The organism is Paraburkholderia sp. MM5496-R1 (assembly GCF_050436205.1).
GTDB classification, from domain to species: domain Bacteria; phylum Pseudomonadota; class Gammaproteobacteria; order Burkholderiales; family Burkholderiaceae; genus Paraburkholderia; species Paraburkholderia tuberum.
Genome location: NZ_JBNDLT010000003.1, coordinates 1,293,565 through 1,309,240, shown reverse-complemented (window position 1 = coordinate 1,309,240; position 15,676 = coordinate 1,293,565). Strand labels below are relative to the sequence as shown.

13 protein-coding genes are annotated in these 15,676 nt (G+C 63.8%); 3 read left to right on the top strand and 10 right to left on the bottom strand.

The genetic code is table 11. The features are described from left to right. Window positions 1-83: 83 nt before the first annotated feature. The 5 genes from rpoD to OKW38_RS32315 all read right to left on the bottom strand — a co-directional run bounded on the left by rpoD (window position 84) and on the right by OKW38_RS32315 (window position 6,743). The gene (gene rpoD / locus OKW38_RS32335) at window positions 84-2,474 is read right to left on the bottom strand and encodes an RNA polymerase sigma factor RpoD (RefSeq protein ID WP_090808422.1); all 2,391 of its coding nucleotides are present in this window, start codon (window positions 2,472-2,474) and stop codon (window positions 84-86) included. A 91-nt stretch (window positions 2,475-2,565) separates the two neighbouring features. Continuing rightward, the gene (gene dnaG / locus OKW38_RS32330; protein WP_187612164.1) at window positions 2,566-4,446 is read right to left on the bottom strand and encodes a DNA primase; all 1,881 of its coding nucleotides are present in this window, start codon (window positions 4,444-4,446) and stop codon (window positions 2,566-2,568) included. Window positions 4,447-4,563: 117 nt separating this feature from the next. Further along, window positions 4,564-5,010 (bottom strand): GatB/YqeY domain-containing protein, encoded by a 447-nt coding sequence (locus OKW38_RS32325; RefSeq protein WP_090808418.1) that lies wholly within the window; start codon window positions 5,008-5,010, stop codon window positions 4,564-4,566. A 235-nt stretch (window positions 5,011-5,245) separates the two neighbouring features. Next, window positions 5,246-5,458, bottom strand: a complete 213-nt coding sequence (gene rpsU, locus OKW38_RS32320) for a 30S ribosomal protein S21 (protein ID WP_429364913.1) — start codon at window positions 5,456-5,458, stop codon at window positions 5,246-5,248. A gap of 49 nt (window positions 5,459-5,507) precedes the next feature. After that, entirely contained in the window at window positions 5,508-6,743 is a 1,236-nt protein-coding gene (locus OKW38_RS32315) for an NAD(P)/FAD-dependent oxidoreductase (protein WP_429364912.1), read from the bottom strand. A gap of 145 nt (window positions 6,744-6,888) precedes the next feature. Between OKW38_RS32315 and tsaD the strand changes: the two genes are divergently transcribed. Further along, entirely contained in the window at window positions 6,889-7,917 is a 1,029-nt protein-coding gene (gene tsaD, locus OKW38_RS32310) for a tRNA (adenosine(37)-N6)-threonylcarbamoyltransferase complex transferase subunit TsaD (protein ID WP_184054832.1), read from the top strand. A gap of 94 nt (window positions 7,918-8,011) precedes the next feature. Here the strand turns inward: tsaD and folE2 are convergent, their stop codons facing one another. The 4 genes from folE2 to OKW38_RS32290 form a co-directional block, all read right to left on the bottom strand. After that, window positions 8,012-8,818: a GTP cyclohydrolase FolE2 gene (gene folE2 / locus OKW38_RS32305; protein ID WP_429364911.1), complete on the bottom strand. Its 807-nt coding sequence runs from the start codon at window positions 8,816-8,818 to the stop codon at window positions 8,012-8,014. Between the two features lie 245 nt (window positions 8,819-9,063). Further along, entirely contained in the window at window positions 9,064-10,971 is a 1,908-nt protein-coding gene (gene dxs, locus OKW38_RS32300) for a 1-deoxy-D-xylulose-5-phosphate synthase (protein WP_429364910.1), read from the bottom strand. 87 nt (window positions 10,972-11,058) lie between these two features. Next, window positions 11,059-11,940 carry a polyprenyl synthetase family protein gene (locus OKW38_RS32295; protein ID WP_429333048.1) on the bottom strand — a complete coding sequence of 294 codons (882 nt, stop codon included), beginning with the start codon at window positions 11,938-11,940 and terminating at the stop codon, window positions 11,059-11,061. Continuing rightward, window positions 11,937-12,245, bottom strand: coding sequence for an exodeoxyribonuclease VII small subunit (locus OKW38_RS32290; RefSeq protein WP_090808406.1), 309 nt, complete (start codon window positions 12,243-12,245; stop codon window positions 11,937-11,939). Before OKW38_RS32290 ends, OKW38_RS32295 begins: the two co-directional genes overlap by 4 nt. 320 nt (window positions 12,246-12,565) lie before the next feature. On the opposite strand from OKW38_RS32290, the gene OKW38_RS32285 reads away from it, so the two are divergent. Then, window positions 12,566-13,672: an aromatic ring-hydroxylating oxygenase subunit alpha gene (locus OKW38_RS32285; protein ID WP_013092999.1), complete on the top strand. Its 1,107-nt coding sequence runs from the start codon at window positions 12,566-12,568 to the stop codon at window positions 13,670-13,672. Window positions 13,673-13,821: 149 nt separating this feature from the next. Continuing rightward, the gene (locus OKW38_RS32280) at window positions 13,822-14,691 is read left to right on the top strand and encodes a sulfurtransferase (protein ID WP_090808405.1); all 870 of its coding nucleotides are present in this window, start codon (window positions 13,822-13,824) and stop codon (window positions 14,689-14,691) included. A 50-nt stretch (window positions 14,692-14,741) separates the two neighbouring features. On the opposite strand, the gene OKW38_RS32275 is transcribed toward OKW38_RS32280, so the two are convergent. Next, window positions 14,742-15,614 (bottom strand): dienelactone hydrolase family protein, encoded by an 873-nt coding sequence (locus OKW38_RS32275; RefSeq protein WP_090808403.1) that lies wholly within the window; start codon window positions 15,612-15,614, stop codon window positions 14,742-14,744. Between the last annotated feature and the right edge of the window lie 62 nt (window positions 15,615-15,676).

Genomic DNA, 15,676 nt, shown 5'->3' with positions numbered 1-15,676 from the left:
CTCCGCAACCGCTTCGCTTCGGCGAAACGACCGGGAGGCCCCCCTTTGATCGCATCATTTGCGGCCAACCGCGGCCGTCGCCGTCAATTCCCTTCGAGGAATGACTTCAGCTTGTCCGAACGGCTCGGATGACGCAGCTTGCGCAGCGCCTTCGCCTCGATCTGACGAATTCGCTCACGCGTCACGTCGAACTGCTTACCGACTTCTTCGAGCGTGTGATCCGTGCTCATCTCGATACCGAAACGCATGCGCAACACCTTCGCTTCGCGCGGCGTCAGCGAATCGAGCACGTCCTTCACGACGTCGCGCATACTCGCGTGCAACGCCGCATCCGCCGGGGCGACCGTGTTCGTATCTTCGATGAAGTCGCCCAGATGAGAATCGTCGTCGTCACCGATCGGCGTTTCCATCGAGATCGGCTCCTTCGCGATCTTCATGATCTTGCGGATCTTGTCTTCCGGCATTTCCATCTTCTCGGCCAGCGTCGCCGGATCCGGCTCGAGACCGGTTTCCTGCAGGATCTGACGCGAGATGCGGTTCATCTTGTTGATCGTTTCGATCATGTGAACCGGAATCCGGATCGTGCGCGCCTGGTCGGCGATCGAACGCGTAATGGCCTGGCGGATCCACCACGTCGCATACGTGGAGAACTTGTAGCCACGACGGTATTCGAACTTGTCCACCGCCTTCATCAGGCCGATGTTGCCTTCCTGAATCAGGTCGAGGAACTGCAGACCGCGGTTCGTGTACTTCTTCGCGATCGAGATCACGAGACGCAGGTTGGCCTCGGTCATTTCGCGCTTCGCCTGGCGCGCCTTAAGCTCGCCGGCCGCCATCTGACGGTTGGTTTCCTTCAGGTCCTTCAGCGGCAGCACCACGCGCGCCTGCAGATCGAGCAGACGTTGCTGCTGTTCGCGGATCGCCGGAATGTTGCGCGTGAGGATCGCGCTATACCCGTGACCTTCGGCGACGATCTTGTCGGCCCATTCGAGGTCCGTCTCGCTGCCCGGGAAACGCGCGATGAATTCCGCACGCGGCATGCCGCACTTGTCGACGACCGTATGCAGGATCTGACGCTCGACCTGACGCACTTCATCCACCTGCGCGCGCAGCGTGTCGCACAGACGCTCGACGGTACGCGCGGTGAAGCGGATCGTCATCAGCTCGTTCTGGATGGTTTCCTGCGCCTTCAGATACGACTTGGACTTGTAGCCTTCCTTCTCGAACGCGCGACGCATCTTGTCGAACCATTCGCTGATCGACGCGAATTTTTCGAGCGACGCGCGCCGCAGCGCTTCGAGCTGCGCGGCGTTGGCGGTGGCTTGCGCCGCGCCATCGTCTTCTTCCTCGTCCTCTTCGTCCTCTTCCTCGGCTTCCTCGTCTTCATTCTCGATCGCTTCCGCCTCCTGCGCGGAGAAGCCGTCGGCGTCTGCCGCGTCGACGTCGATCAGACCGTCGACGAGTTCGTCGATGCGCGCTTCGTCGTTGGCGACGCGCTCGGCCATCGCGAGAATGTCGGCGATCGTGGTCGGGCACGCGGAGATGGCCATCACCATGTGCTTCAGGCCGTCTTCGATGCGCTTCGCGATTTCGATTTCGCCTTCACGCGTAAGCAGCTCGACCGTGCCCATTTCGCGCATGTACATACGCACGGGATCGGTGGTACGGCCAAATTCGGAGTCGACGGTGGACAGCGCGACTTCAGCTTCCTCTTCGACTTCGTCGTCTGACGAAGCCGCGGGCGCGTTGTCGTTGAGCAGCAGCGTTTCAGCGTCCGGGGCCTGTTCGTAGACCGCGACGCCCATGTCGTTGAACGTGCTGATGATGCCTTCGATCGCCTCGGTCTCGGTGAAGTTGTCCGGCAGGTGATCGTTGATTTCAGCGTACGTGAGGAAGCCGCGCTCCTTGCCGAGCTTGATCAGGGCGCGCAGCTTGGAGCGACGCTCCTCGAGTTCCTCCACCGTGCCAGGCTGCGACGACGCGAACGCATCCTTCAGCAGCGCTTTTTCCTTTGCACGACGGTCGCGAGCCTTGACCTTCTCCGGCTTGCCCGGTGCGGCAGCAGCGGTTTCTTCGGTCTGGGTTGCATCGTCATCGACGGGTACTTCATTCAGCTTTTTCGTCATGGAGTTCGCCGTACCGGCTGTAGTCTCGACCCCCGGCTGTTGGACAACAGCCGGTTGAACCGTGGATACTGAAGTCACGCGCGCTACCGCATCGTCCTGAACGGCAGCCGCTTCCCTTGCGCTTCTGACACCCGCCCGCTTGGCAGCCGGCGGTGCTACAGCTTTCGCCGCCCGAACCGGTGCGGCCTGCGCGGCCGCAGTGGTCGACGACTTCTTCCCGGCAGCCGGTGCAACGCTGACAACAGACGTTCTTCTGGCGGATGCAGTCAGCCTGGCTTCGGTAACTTTTCCGGTGCGCTCTTTAGCGCGTGAGCCCGTTGCATGATTTCCGCCTGTCGTCTTTGCCATCGCATCGCCTTTCGCCTTTGCTAGGAAAACCCTTGAAAAAACAAACCGCTAGAAACTTTTGATTATACCACCCGAGGTTTCGGCCTCTCCGCTACAGCCCGAGTTGACGCTTCATGTCGGCCCGCTTCCGGTTGAGCTCCGAAAACTCGGCAAACTCTTCCGGCGTATGCCGCGACTGTCGCGAAAGCTGTTCGAGACGATCGCAATAAGCGTCGTATCGCATCTTCAAAATCGCGGCTTTCAGCTCCTCGCCGACAATTCGTTCCTGCTCGCGCCGTTCCTCGATGACGGCCGCGTCCTGCGGGTCTTTCAGCAGCAAATCCCGGACGTTTTCATCATAGTCTAGAATTTTGCGAAAGATTTCCTCGAAAGTTGGGGCGTTCGCGCCATTTCGCAAGAGATCGGACAACAACTGGAACGCTGCCGAATCGCCTAGGGCTCGCGCGTGCGTCGTCACTTCCGCGAACAGTTCGCCGTGCCGGGTCACGGTGAGCAGCGCCTCTTCGGCCGCTTCGTCGAGCATCGCGACCGTGCGCGGATACATCACCAGATTGCGCAGCGTCTTTTCCTCGATGCCGGTCACGCTGCGCCGGTCCTTGCGGGCCGGCGCCCTGCGCGACGCGGCCGCGATCCGCGCGTCGACTTCGCAAAGCGCCGCGACTTCGCTGAATGGCACATCGAGCCGGTCTGCGAACATATGCATGATCTGCGCGCGCAGCGCATTGGCCGGCAACGCCTGCAGCAGCGGTTTCGCGTCGAACAGCGCGCGGGCCTTGCCTTCGGGCTGATCGAGCTCCTTGCCGGTCAACACCTCGTTGAGCATGAACTGCGACAACGGCATCGCCCGTTCGACCTGCTCGGCGAAAGCCTCGGTGCCGAACTCGCGCACGTAGCTGTCGGGATCATGCTCGCTGGGCAGGAACAGGAAACGGATCGTCCGGTTGTCGGCGGCGTGCGGCAGGCACGCATCGAGCGCGCGACGCGCGGCGCGCCGGCCGGCCGCGTCGCCGTCGAAACTGAAGATGACCGTATCGGTCTGGCGCATCAGTTTCTGCACATGAATCGGCGTGCAAGCGGTGCCGAGGGTCGCGACCGCGTTCTGGAAGCCCAATTGGGCCAGCGCGACCACGTCCATATAACCTTCGACGACCAGCACGTAATGTTGCTCTCGAATCGCAAGACGCGCCTCGAACAGCCCATACAGCTCGCTGCCCTTGTTAAATAGCGGCGTTTCTGGTGAATTCAAATACTTTGGCTCGCCGCCGTCGAGCACGCGGCCGCCGAAGCCGATCACCTGCCCTTTGACATTGCGGATCGGGAACATGATCCGCTCGCGAAAGCGGTCGTAGCGGCGGTTCTGACCCTGCGCGTCCGACTTTTCGCTGACGATCACGAGACCCGCTTCGACCAGGGCGTCGTCGCGATAGTTCGGGAACGCCGCCTCGAGGTTTTGCCACCCGTCCGGCGCATAGCCGAGACCGAAGCGCGCGGCGACTTCGCCGGTCAGGCCGCGCTTCTTCAAATATTGGATCGCGCCCGGCGCACCGCGCAGTTGCTTACGGTAGTAGTCGCAGGCGGTCTGCATGAGATCGGACAGCGCGGTTGTCACGGCCTTCGATGCCGCCGGCGCGTAGCCGCCGCCAGCTCCGCCACCACCGCCGCCGCCATATCCGGGAGAAGCCTCGTGCGGTACGGTGAGACCCACCGATTGCGCGAGCTCGTTGACCGCTTCGGGAAACGACGCGCCCACGTGTTCCATCAGGAAACCGATGGCCGTACCATGCGCACCGCAGCCGAAGCAGTGATAAAACTGTTTAGTCGGACTAACCGTAAACGAGGGGCTCTTCTCGTTGTGAAACGGGCACAGCCCCATGAAGTTCGCGCCGCCCTTTTTCAGCTGCACATACCGGCCGACCACGTCGACGATATCGACGCGGTTGAGCAGGTCCTGCAGGAATGACGGTGGGATCACAGTAAATGACGCTGCCTGGAAAGCTTCAAAATCCAAGCCCGGAGCGCGGGCTCGACACCGCGCCCGGGTCCCGCGCCTCGCCTTCAGGAGGCGCGCGACCCGGACAAATCGACAGAGTTACTTAGCGAGCGCGGCCTTGACCTGTGCGGAGACGGCGGTCATGTCGGCGCGGCCGGCCAGCTTCGGCTTCAGCACGCCCATCACCTTGCCCATGTCCTGCGGGCCGGCAGCGCCGGTTTGCGCGACCGCCGCCTGCACCTCGGCAACGATTTCCGCTTCGGACATCTGCTCAGGCATGTACGCGGAAAGAATGGCCAACTCGGCCTTTTCCTTGTCCGCAAGATCCGTACGTCCTGCGGCCTCGAACTGGCTGATCGAATCCTTGCGCTGCTTGATCATCTTGTCGACGACGGAGGTTATGGCGGCATCGTCGAGCGTGACCCGCTCATCGACTTCACGCTGCTTGATCGCGGCGAGCAGCAGGCGGATCGTCCCGAGACGTTCGGTCTCGCGCGCCCGCATGGCAGCTTTCATATCGTCGTTGATCCGGTCCTTGAGACTCATCACTCACCTGAATTGCGTTGAAAAGTTGAAAAACCGGCCGGTCGACGGCGGCGACACCGCCGCATCAGCACAAAAACCCGCTTGGGACGTCTTCCTCAAGCGGGTTGGCGCAATTTTGCGTAGTGGATGCGACCCTGCCGGTTGGCCCGATGGGCCAGGTTTGCCATGATGACACCTGTCGTGCCGCCATCGGCTTGGATGCTGCCGCGCCGCGTACAGCGGGGCAACGCCAGAATCAGTAGAGCTTCCTTGGCAGCATCTGGCCACGCAGACGCTTGAAATGACGCTTCACCGCCGCCGCTTTCTTGCGCTTGCGTTCGGCTGTGGGTTTCTCGTAAAACTCGCGAGCGCGAAGTTCCGTCAGTAAGCCGTTTTTCTCCATGCTGCGCTTGAAACGGCGCATGGCGACTTCGAACGGCTCATTGTCTTTTACGCGGACGGTCGTCATTTTTCAATAACGGAACTTTGTAAAGGTTCAGGAGTATAGCAGAGCTTTCTCACAAAGCCATTGCGCCGTCAAGCCCCCGGGCATATTCGGCCGCCGCCTCGCCCGCCGCGACACCCGACGCCCACGCCCACTGGAAGTTGTAGCCGCCGAGCCAACCGGTCACGTCGACCGCCTCGCCGATGAAGTAGAGGCCCGGCACCCGCGCGCTCATCATCGTGGTCGATGACAAACCGCGCGTATCGACCCCGCCGCGCGTCACTTCGGCCTTGCGATAACCCTCGGTGCCGTTCGGCGTGAGGGTCCAGCGCGACAGCGCCTCACCGATGCCGCGCAGCGCCTTGTCCGGCAGATCGGCGACGCGGGCCTCGGCGGCCACCTGGTGAGTGTCGAGCCACACATGCGCGAGCCGCTGCGGCACCCATTCCGATAGCAGATTGGCGATCTGCCGCTTCGTGCCGCTTTTCGCGTCGATGAGCGCAGTCGCGGCGTCGCGCTCCGGCAGCAGATTGATGTGAATCGGCTCGCTGGGCTGCCAGTAGCTCGAGATCTGCAGCACGCCTGGGCCCGACAGGCCGCGGTGCGTAAGCAGCAGATCTTCGGTGAATTCGGCGCCGGTCTTCGTATTGCCAGTCGACAGCTGTACTTCAAGCGACACGCCCGATAGCGCCGCGAACGGCTCCCAGTCGGCCGGAGCGAAGGTCAGCGGAACCAGCGCGGGACGCGTGTCGATCAACTTGTGGCCGAACTGCCTGGCGATCCGGTATGCGAAATCGGTCGCGCCGATCTTTGGGATCGACAGACCGCCCGTCGCGATCACGAGCGCACAGGCGGCGATCGTGCCCGCCGTCGTGCCGAGCAGGAACTGTCCTTCGGCGTCCTGGCGCACCTCTTCGACCGACAGCGGCGTGCGCCATGCAACCCCACCGGCGTCGCACTCGTTCTTCAGCACGTCGATGACCGCGTCGCTCGACTGATCGCAGAACAGCTGGCCCTTGTGCTTCTCGTGCCATGTCACGCGATGCTGCTTCAGCAGCGCCATGAAATCGCGCGGCGTATAGCGCGCGAGCGCCGAGCGGCAAAAATGCGGATTCGCCGACAGATAATTGGCCGGCCCCGCATACAGATTCGTGAAGTTGCACCGGCCACCGCCGGAAATGCGGATTTTTTCCGCGAGACGCTGCGAGTGGTCGATCAGCGCCACACGCCGGCCGAGTTGACCGGCCACGGCCGCGCACATCATGCCGGCCGCGCCCGCGCCGATCACCGCGATATCGAAGGATTCCATGGGGCCGCATTGTACCTGCCGGGCCCTCGCATCCATGCCCGTGCTCAGGCGGCCGCCTGCGGCCGCCTGTCCGCGCTGGTATACTTTCGGGCTTACCTTTCACTTCCGGACGCGCGTCGCGCGCGCCCGTCTCAAGCGATTCATCATGCTCGTTCTCGGCATCGAAAGCTCCTGCGACGAAACCGGTCTCGCGCTCTACGACACGGAGCGCGGCCTGCTCGCGCACGCGCTGCATTCGCAGATTGCGATGCATCGGGAGTACGGCGGCGTCGTGCCGGAGCTTGCATCGCGCGACCATATCCGCCGCGCGCTGCCGCTGCTCGAAGAGGTGATGGAGCGCGCCGGCGTCGCGCGCGGCGACATCGACGCGATCGCTTACACGCAAGGGCCCGGGCTCGCGGGCGCGCTGCTGGTCGGCGCGAGCGTCGCGAATTCGCTGGCGATGGCGTGGAACAAGCCGACCGTGGGCATTCACCATCTCGAAGGGCATCTGCTGTCGCCGCTGCTCGTCGACGAGCCGCCGCCGTTCCCGTTCGTCGCGCTGCTGGTCTCGGGCGGCCACACGCAGTTGATGCGCGTGACGGACGTCGGCTTCTACGAGACGCTCGGCGAGACGCTCGACGACGCCGCCGGCGAAGCCTTCGACAAAACCGCCAAGCTGCTGGGCCTCGGCTATCCGGGCGGCCCCGAAGTCTCGCGCATGGCCGAGTTCGGTACACCCGGCGCAGTAGTGCTGCCGCGCCCGATGCTGCATTCCGGCGACCTCGATTTCAGCTTCAGCGGCCTGAAGACCGCCGTGCTCACGCACGCGAACCGGCTGGGCGGCGCGAACATCTGCGAGCAGGCCAAGGCCGACCTCGCGCGCGGTTTCGTCGATGCCGCCGTCGACGTGCTGGCCGCGAAATCTCTAGCGGCGCTCAAGCGCACGAAGCTGAACCGGCTGGTGGTGGCGGGCGGCGTCGGCGCGAACCGGCAATTGCGCGAAGCGCTGTCGGCCGCCGCGCAGAAGCGCAATTTCTACGTCCACTACCCGGACCTGTCGCTGTGCACGGACAACGGGGCGATGATCGCGCTGGCCGGCGCGCTGCGTTTGCAACGCTGGCCCGAACAGGCCGGCCACGACTACGCGTTCACCGTGAAGCCGCGTTGGGATCTGACGTCGCTCGCGCACTGAACCGCCGCCCCAAGAGGACAAAAAGCCGCTTTACAAGCGGCTTTTTTGCTTCAATGCTTTCGCAACGACACGGCGTGGAGCGATCAGGAACGTATCAGGCGAGGCGCTTGTCCCGCTCGATCACCGCATACGCGCTGTGATTGTGAATCGACTCGAAGTTCTCCGCTTCGAGCACATACGCGACGATGCGCTCGTCGGCATTCAGACGCTGGGCAATGTCGCGCACGAGATCTTCGACGAACTTCGGATTTTCATACGCGCGCTCGGTGACGAACTTCTCGTCCGGGCGCTTGAGCAGGCCCCACAGTTCACACGACGCTTCTTCCTCGGCGATACGGATCAACTCTTCGACAGCGACGTCGCCGTTCAGCTCGGCATCGATCGTCACGTGCGAACGCTGATTGTGCGCGCCGTACTGCGAGATCTTCTTCGAGCACGGGCACAGGCTCGTGACCGGCACCAGCACCTTCAGGAACACCCGCGTCGCGCCATGGCGGGTCTCGCCGGTCAGCGTGACTTCATAATCGAGCAAGCTCTGCACGCCCGACACCGGCGCGGTCTTGTTCACGAAGTACGGGAACGACACTTCGATGCGGCCCGCCTCCGCCTCGAGTTTTTCGAGCATAGCCGCGAGCATCGTGCGGAACGTGGCCGGTTCGAGCGGCGCCTTGTTCTCTTCGAGCAACGCGACGAAGCGCGACATGTGGGTGCCCTTCTGCTCGGCCGGCAGATGCACGTCGAGATTCCACGTGCCGACCGACGGCTGCACTTCGCCACCTTGCGTGCGAATTGTCAACGGATGACGCACGCCCCTCACGCCGACCCGCTGGATCGGAATCTGGCGCATGTCGGGGGTGCTTTGCACGTCGGGCATCACGAAAGCGGGATTCATCTGATTCATTCTTTTGTCCTTTCTGGAAAGCGCCGGGCTGCGCCAAGGTTTCGCTGCATCGGCGACTATCGCGCAGCGAGTGCGAGGCACCCAACGGCCACGCGGATCAGTGCGCGCAACGGCGAACGCCGGCTCGCGCCGGCGTTGGGTGACGGCCCACAACACCCGTCGGTTCAAACTGGAGATTGCCGAAGCCGCCGTCGCATGACGGCGGCATGAGTCGAACCTACGACGGCACGACAGCCGACAGCGCTTTACGCGACGCGCTTCACGGACGACTGACCGCCGACCGCGCCGCTCGCAAGGAAGCGTTCGCGGATCGACCGGGCGATACCCGCGGCGTCGAGACCGCACGCGGCGAGCAGCTTGGCCGGGTCCCCGTGATCGATGAACCGATCGGGGAGGCCCAATTGTAGTACGGGGCGCATAACCCCACTCGCGAGCAGGGCTTCGACGCACGCCGAACCCGCGCCACCCATGATGGAGCCTTCCTCGACGGTGACCATCGCGTCGTGCGTCTCGGCCAGCTTGCGCACGAGTTCGGTGTCGAGCGGCTTCACGAAGCGCATGTTCGCGACGGTGGCGTCGAGTTGCTCAGCAGCCGCGAGCGACGGCGCGACCATCGTGCCGAACGCGAGAATCGCGATGCGTTTGCCGGCCGGCGCCGACGTCTCGCGACGCACTTCGCCCTTGCCGAGCGGCAACGCGGCCATCTGCTTGACCGTTGCGACCCCGGTACCCGCGCCGCGCGGGTAGCGCACAGCGGTCGGATGCGACTGCTGCAACGCGGTGTACAGCATCTGGCGGCACTCGTTTTCGTCAGACGGCGCCATCACGGTCATGTTCGGAATACAACGCATGAACGCGAGGTCGTACGCGCCCGCATGCGTCGCGCCGTCCGCACCAACGAGACCCGCACGATCGATTGCGAACACCACCGGCAGGTTTTGCAGCGCGACGTCGTGAATCAGCTGGTCATATGCGCGTTGCAGAAAGGTCGAATAGATCGCGACGACAGGCTTCATGCCGTCCGCGGCAAGGCCGCCCGCGAACGTCACCGCGTGCTGCTCGGCGATGCCGACGTCGAAGTAACGATCCGGGAAGCGCTTTTCGAACTCGACCATGCCCGAGCCTTCACGCATTGCCGGCGTAATGCCGATCACGCGCGAGTCGAGCTCGGCCGCGTCGCACAGCCACTCGCCGAACACCTGCGTGTAGGTCTTTTTCGACGGCGTCGCGGCCGGTTTGATACCCTCGGCCGGATTGAACTTGCCGGGGCCGTGGTACAGCACCGGATCAGCCTCGGCCAGCTTGTAGCCCTGGCCTTTCTTCGTGACCACGTGCAGGAATTGCGGCCCGCGCAGTTCCTTGATGTTTTGCAGCGTCGGAATCAGCGAATCGAGATCGTGACCGTCGATCGGTCCGATGTAGTTGAAGCCGAACTCTTCGAACAGCGTCGCCGGCACGATCATGCCCTTCGCGTGCTCCTCGAGCTTGCGCGCGAGATCGAGCACCGGCGGCGCGACGCGCAGCACGCGCTCGACGCCCGCGCGCGCGGCCGCATAGAAGCGCCCAGACATCAGACGCGCGAGATGGCGATTCAGCGCGCCGACCGGCGGCGAGATCGACATGTCGTTGTCGTTGAGGATCACGAGCAGCGGCACGTCGTCTTCGACGCCCGCGTTGTTCATTGCCTCGAAGGCCATGCCGGCCGTCATCGCGCCGTCGCCGATCACGGCGATGCCCATGCGGTTGTCGCCTTGCAGCTTGCTCGCGATCGCCATGCCGAGCGCGGCCGAAATCGACGTGCTCGAGTGCGCGGTGCCGAAGGTGTCGTATTCCGATTCGTCGCGCTTCGGGAAGCCCGAGATGCCGCCCAACTGACGCAGCGTGTGCATCTGGTCGCGACGACCGGTCAGGATCTTGTGCGGATAGGTCTGATGGCCGACGTCCCAGACGATCCGGTCGTGCGGCGTATCGAAGACGTAGTGCAGCGCGATGGTCAACTCGACCGTGCCGAGGTTGGACGAGAGATGGCCGCCCGTCTGCGATACGCTGTCGAGCACGAAGGCACGCAACTCGTCGGCAAGCGGTTGCAATTGGCGGCGATCGAGGCGGCGCAGGGCTGCCGGGTCGTCGATGGTTTTCAGCAAGTCGTACATCGTCGTTCCATTGTAGGAAAACTTACGCGCCCGCACTTCATACATGCACCCCGGGGATGGAGGGTGCGCGGCGGCGGGCTTTCGCGTTCAGCTGACCCGGTTCACCACCAGGTCGGCCAGTTCGGCAAGACGCTGCGCGCGCGCGCCGAACGGCGCGAGCGCGGCGTGCGCGTCGCTGCGCAGTTGCGCCGCGAGCGCGCGCGACGCGTCGAGCCCAATAATCGACACGTAGGTCGGCTTGCCGTCCTTCGCGTCCTTGCCGGCGGTCTTGCCGAGCGTTGCGGAGTCGGTCGTGACGTCGAGAATGTCGTCGACGACCTGAAACGCGAGACCGACCGCGGCGGCGTAGGCGTCGAGCGACGCCAGACCCTGCGCGTGCGGCGTCTCGCCGGCCAATGCGCCCATGCGCACGGCCGCGCGCAGCAGCGCGCCGGTCTTCATGCGATGCATGGTCTCGAGCTGCGGGCGGCTCAGCGTGTGGCCGACGCTCGCCAGATCGATGGCCTGGCCGCCGCACATGCCGATCGAGCCGCTTGCGAGCGCGAGTTCGCGTACGAGCGAGGCCTGCTGCGGCCGGCCGAGTACGTCGGACGTGAGCACGATGAATGCTTGCGACTGCAGCGCGTCGCCGACCAGCAGCGCGGTCGCTTCGTCATACTTGACGTGGACCGTCGGCTTGCCGCGGCGCAGTTCGTCGTCGTCCATGCAGGGCATATCGTCGTGCACGAGCGAGTACACGTGAATCATTTCCAGCGCCGCCGCCGCCGCATCGAGGCATTCGGCACGCGCGCCGGTCAGCTCGCCGGCCGCGTGGCACAGGAGCGGCCGCACCCGCTTGCCGCCGCCGAGCACCGCATAGCGCATCGCCTCGTGCAGCCTGGCGGGTTCGGTCGTCTCGGCCGGCAGATAGTGTTCCAGAGCCGTTTCGACGCGTTCGAGCACCGAGCGCGTCCATTGTTCGAATGTCATAGGTCGTCCCCGCTCTCAGTCGCGGCTGTTCCTGCGGTATTCATGGGCAGCGGCTTGAGGGTCTCGCCATCGAGGACCCGCACCTGCTGCTCGACCTTTTCGAGCTGCTGTTGACAGAATGCGACAAGTGCCGCCCCGCGACGGTAAGCGGCCAGCGATTCCTCGAGGCTCAGACTGCCGCCTTCCATGCGCGCGACGAGCTCTTCCAGTTCGGTCTGCGCGGCCTCGTAGTTCTCCGGCAGCGGCGCGCTATCGCCGCTTTCGGCTGGTGCGGCGGCGGAATCGTTCGATGCGGTCTTCGCCATGAATAGTCGCAAAATTAAAACAAGTCGGACATTCTACGGCAAAAGCGACATTTTCGATCCGCCCGCCGGCCTGCGCCCCGCCGTGCCGTCTCGCTTCGAGCCTGTCCGATGCACACCCTTGCCCCGCTTCGACCCTGAAGTCTCGCAGAAAAAAAGCTCGAGGTCTGCGGCGAAAATGCCGAACTTTCTTGACATTTTTAACCCAAATCAGGGACTTAAGTGCCCCTGTCACAGGGAAACGGGTATAATTGCGGGCTCCCTAAATCGAATCTTCGATGGTTGGGTTGTTCACTGCTTTCACGTCTTCATCGGGAGTGGGAATGTCCAATCTGAGCAATGCATTGCAGTTGCGGTCTGTTCATAGCCAGCTGCCAGTCACGGCTTACTTTGACGAAGCGCTTCTTACGCGCGAAATCGACACCCTTTTCAAGAAAGGTCCTCGCTACATCGGCCACGATCTCATGGTGCCCGAAGCGGGGGATTATTTTGCCTTGCCCAGCGAACGCGAGGGGCGGGTACTCGTCCGTAACCAGCAGTCGCAAGTCGAGTTGCTGTCGAACGTGTGCCGCCACCGGCAAGCCATCATGCTCAACGGCCGCGGCCAGACGCAGAACATCGTCTGTCCGCTGCATCGCTGGACGTACGACCTGAAGGGCGAGCTGCTCGGCGCGCCACATTTCGCCGACAACCCGTGCCTGAATCTCGGCGCCACGCCACTGCAGAACTGGCAGGGTCTGCTGTTCGAGGCCCAAGGTCGGGACGTCGCGAAAGATCTCGCACGCCTCGGCACCAAGCGCCATTTCGATTTCTCGGGCTTCATGTTCGATCACGTCGAAGTCCATGAGTGCAACTACAACTGGAAGACCTTCATCGAGGTCTATCTGGAGGACTATCACGTCGCACCGTTCCATCCGGGCCTCGGCAGCTTCGTCAATTGCGACGATCTGACGTGGGAGTTCGGCGACTGGTACAGCGTGCAGACGGTCGGTGTGCACAAGGCGCTCGAGCAACCGGGCAGCCCGACGTATCGCAAGTGGCACGACGAAGTGCTGCGCTTTCGCGACGGCAATCCGCCCGAGTTCGGCGCGATCTGGATGGTGTACTACCCGGGCATCATGATCGAGTGGTATCCGCACGTGCTGGTCGTGTCGTGGCTGATTCCGCGCGGTCCGCAGAAGACCACCAACGTGGTGGAGTTCTATTACCCCGAGGAAATCGCGCTGTTCGAGCGCGACTTCGTCGAAGCCGAGCGCGCCGCCTATATGGAGACAGCGCGCGAAGACGACGAGATCGCCGAGCGCATGGACGCCGGCCGCCTCGCGTTGATGGAGCGCGGCGAATCACAGGTCGGACCGTATCAGAGCCCGATGGAAGACGGTATGCAGCACTTCCACGAGTTTCTGCGGCGCGAACTCGGCACGATCTGATCCGCGCCGCGTGGCGCATCGATCGACTCAAGGAAAGACGGGCTTCGACCCGTCTTTTTTTGTTTAGACTACCGATATAGACCGGCCATGCGCCAGCCGCGTGAACCACGCGGCCCGCAGCCGCCATCGCCCGTATCGAGGAGACGCTCATGCCCCACACTCATTACACCACCCTGATCTCCGCGACCAATCTTGCCGAGCGGCTCACGGCCGCGCCGGGCAGCGTGTTCGTGATCGACTGCCGGTTCGACCTCGCCGATACCGACGCGGGCGAGAAAGCCTGGCTGGCCGGCCATCTGCCGGGGGCGCACTATCTGCATCTCGATCGCGATCTGTCCGGGCCGAAGAACGGCTCGAACGGCCGGCATCCGCTGCCCGATCGCGCGCGGCTCGTCGAAACGCTGGAGTCGCGGGGACTGAAGCAAGGTCAACAGGTCGTCGCATATGACGCACAAGGCGGCATGTACGCGGCGCGCGTCTGGTGGCTGTTGCGCTGGCTCGGTCACGACGCGGTCGCGCTGCTCGACGGCGGGCTGCAGGCATGGGAAGCGGCTGGCCAACCGCTGACGCAGGACGTGCCCGCGCAGAACACCGGCGACTTCAAGGCGGCCGCGCCGCTCGCCGTGACCATCGATACCCAGGCGGTCGAGCGCAACCTCGGTTCGAAGGAGCGAATCGTCGTCGATGCGCGCGCGGCCGATCGCTATCGCGGCGAAAACGAGACGCTCGACCGCGTCGGCGGCCATATCCCGGGCGCGCTGAACCGCTTCTTCAAGGACAACCTGACCCCCGACGGCCGCTTCAAGCCGGCGCACACACTGCGTGAGGAATTCCACGCGCTGCTCGGCGACACGCCGCCCGAACACGTGGTGCTGCAATGCGGCTCGGGCGTGACCGCCTGCATCAATTCGCTTGCGATGGAGGTTGCCGGCCTGCATGGTTCAGCGTTGTACGCGGGCTCCTGGAGCGAATGGAGTTCCGACCCGAAACGGCCGGTGGCGACGGGGGCGAAACCTTGAGCGCGAGCCGCCGCAAGTCGTAACCAGACGCGAGGAATTCGAGCAGCGCTTCAAGCCACGCCGTGCTGCTTGAACCACACGAGCGCGCGACGCCAGCCATCCTCGGCATCGGCTTTCTTGTAGCTCGGACGGTAATCGGCGAAAAACGCGTGACCTGCGTCGTCATATACGACGAACTGCGAGCCGCGTCCCGCTTGCGGCCCTTGCGCGATCGCCTGCTTCATCTGCTCGAGCGTGTCCTGCGGAATGCTTTGATCCTGGCGTCCATACAAGCCGAGCACAGGCGCATGCAGGTCGGCGACGAGATCGAGCGGATTGGCCGGCGTCATCGCGTTCTTCGCGCCGGTCACGCGACCATACCAGGCGACGCCTGCCTTCACGCGCGGATTGTGCTCGGCATACAGCCACGAGATGCGCCCGCCCCAGCAGAAGCCGTTCACGCCGAGCCGGTTGAGGTCACCGCCATTCTCGCCGGCCCACGCGGCGGCCGCGTCGAGGTCGGCCAATACCTGCTCGTCGGGCACCTTGCTGACCAGTTGCTCGTTGAGTTGCTGCATGCTCGTGTAGACAGTCGGATCGCCCTCGCGCTCGTACAGGTTCGGCGCGATCGCCAGATAGCCCTGCTTCGCGAAGCGCCGGCAGACGTCGGCGATATGCTCATGCACGCCGAAGATTTCATGCACGACGAGGATCACCGGCAGATGCGTCTTGCCCTTCGGCTGCGCGCGATAAGCCGGTATCAGCGTACCGCCCGAATGGAACGCCACTTCCCCTGCTTCGAGACCGTCGCTATCGGTATGGATGGTTTGCGCCGAGACTGGCAGCACCGCCGCCGCGAAGCCGGAGCCCAGCGTCGCCTTGATGAAGGTGCGCCGATCGAAAGGAACGTGCGGGATCAGACAGTCGACTTCAGGCTTCAGCACGGGACGCTCCTCGAAGTACTGTTAGAGGCAACAGGATACGCCTTGCGCGCATCCCGTTGCAC

What these genes read in the sequence shown, in the direction of transcription:
- rpoD (WP_090808422.1), bottom strand. Translation starts at nt 2,474, where the DNA reads ATGGCAAAGACGACAGGCGGAAATCATGCAACGGGCTCACGCGCTAAA.
- OKW38_RS32325 (WP_090808418.1), bottom strand. Translation starts at nt 5,010, where the DNA reads ATGAGTCTCAAGGACCGGATCAACGACGATATGAAAGCTGCCATGCGG.
- rpsU (WP_429364913.1), bottom strand. Translation starts at nt 5,458, where the DNA reads ATGACGACCGTCCGCGTAAAAGACAATGAGCCGTTCGAAGTCGCCATG.
- OKW38_RS32315 (WP_429364912.1), bottom strand. Translation starts at nt 6,743, where the DNA reads ATGGAATCCTTCGATATCGCGGTGATCGGCGCGGGCGCGGCCGGCATG.
- tsaD (WP_184054832.1), top strand. Translation starts at nt 6,889, where the DNA reads ATGCTCGTTCTCGGCATCGAAAGCTCCTGCGACGAAACCGGTCTCGCG.
- folE2 (WP_429364911.1), bottom strand. Translation starts at nt 8,818, where the DNA reads ATGAATCAGATGAATCCCGCTTTCGTGATGCCCGACGTGCAAAGCACC.
- dxs (WP_429364910.1), bottom strand. Translation starts at nt 10,971, where the DNA reads ATGTACGACTTGCTGAAAACCATCGACGACCCGGCAGCCCTGCGCCGC.
- OKW38_RS32295 (WP_429333048.1), bottom strand. Translation starts at nt 11,940, where the DNA reads ATGACATTCGAACAATGGACGCGCTCGGTGCTCGAACGCGTCGAAACG.
- OKW38_RS32290 (WP_090808406.1), bottom strand. Translation starts at nt 12,245, where the DNA reads ATGGCGAAGACCGCATCGAACGATTCCGCCGCCGCACCAGCCGAAAGC.
- OKW38_RS32285 (WP_013092999.1), top strand. Translation starts at nt 12,566, where the DNA reads ATGTCCAATCTGAGCAATGCATTGCAGTTGCGGTCTGTTCATAGCCAG.
- OKW38_RS32280 (WP_090808405.1), top strand. Translation starts at nt 13,822, where the DNA reads ATGCCCCACACTCATTACACCACCCTGATCTCCGCGACCAATCTTGCC.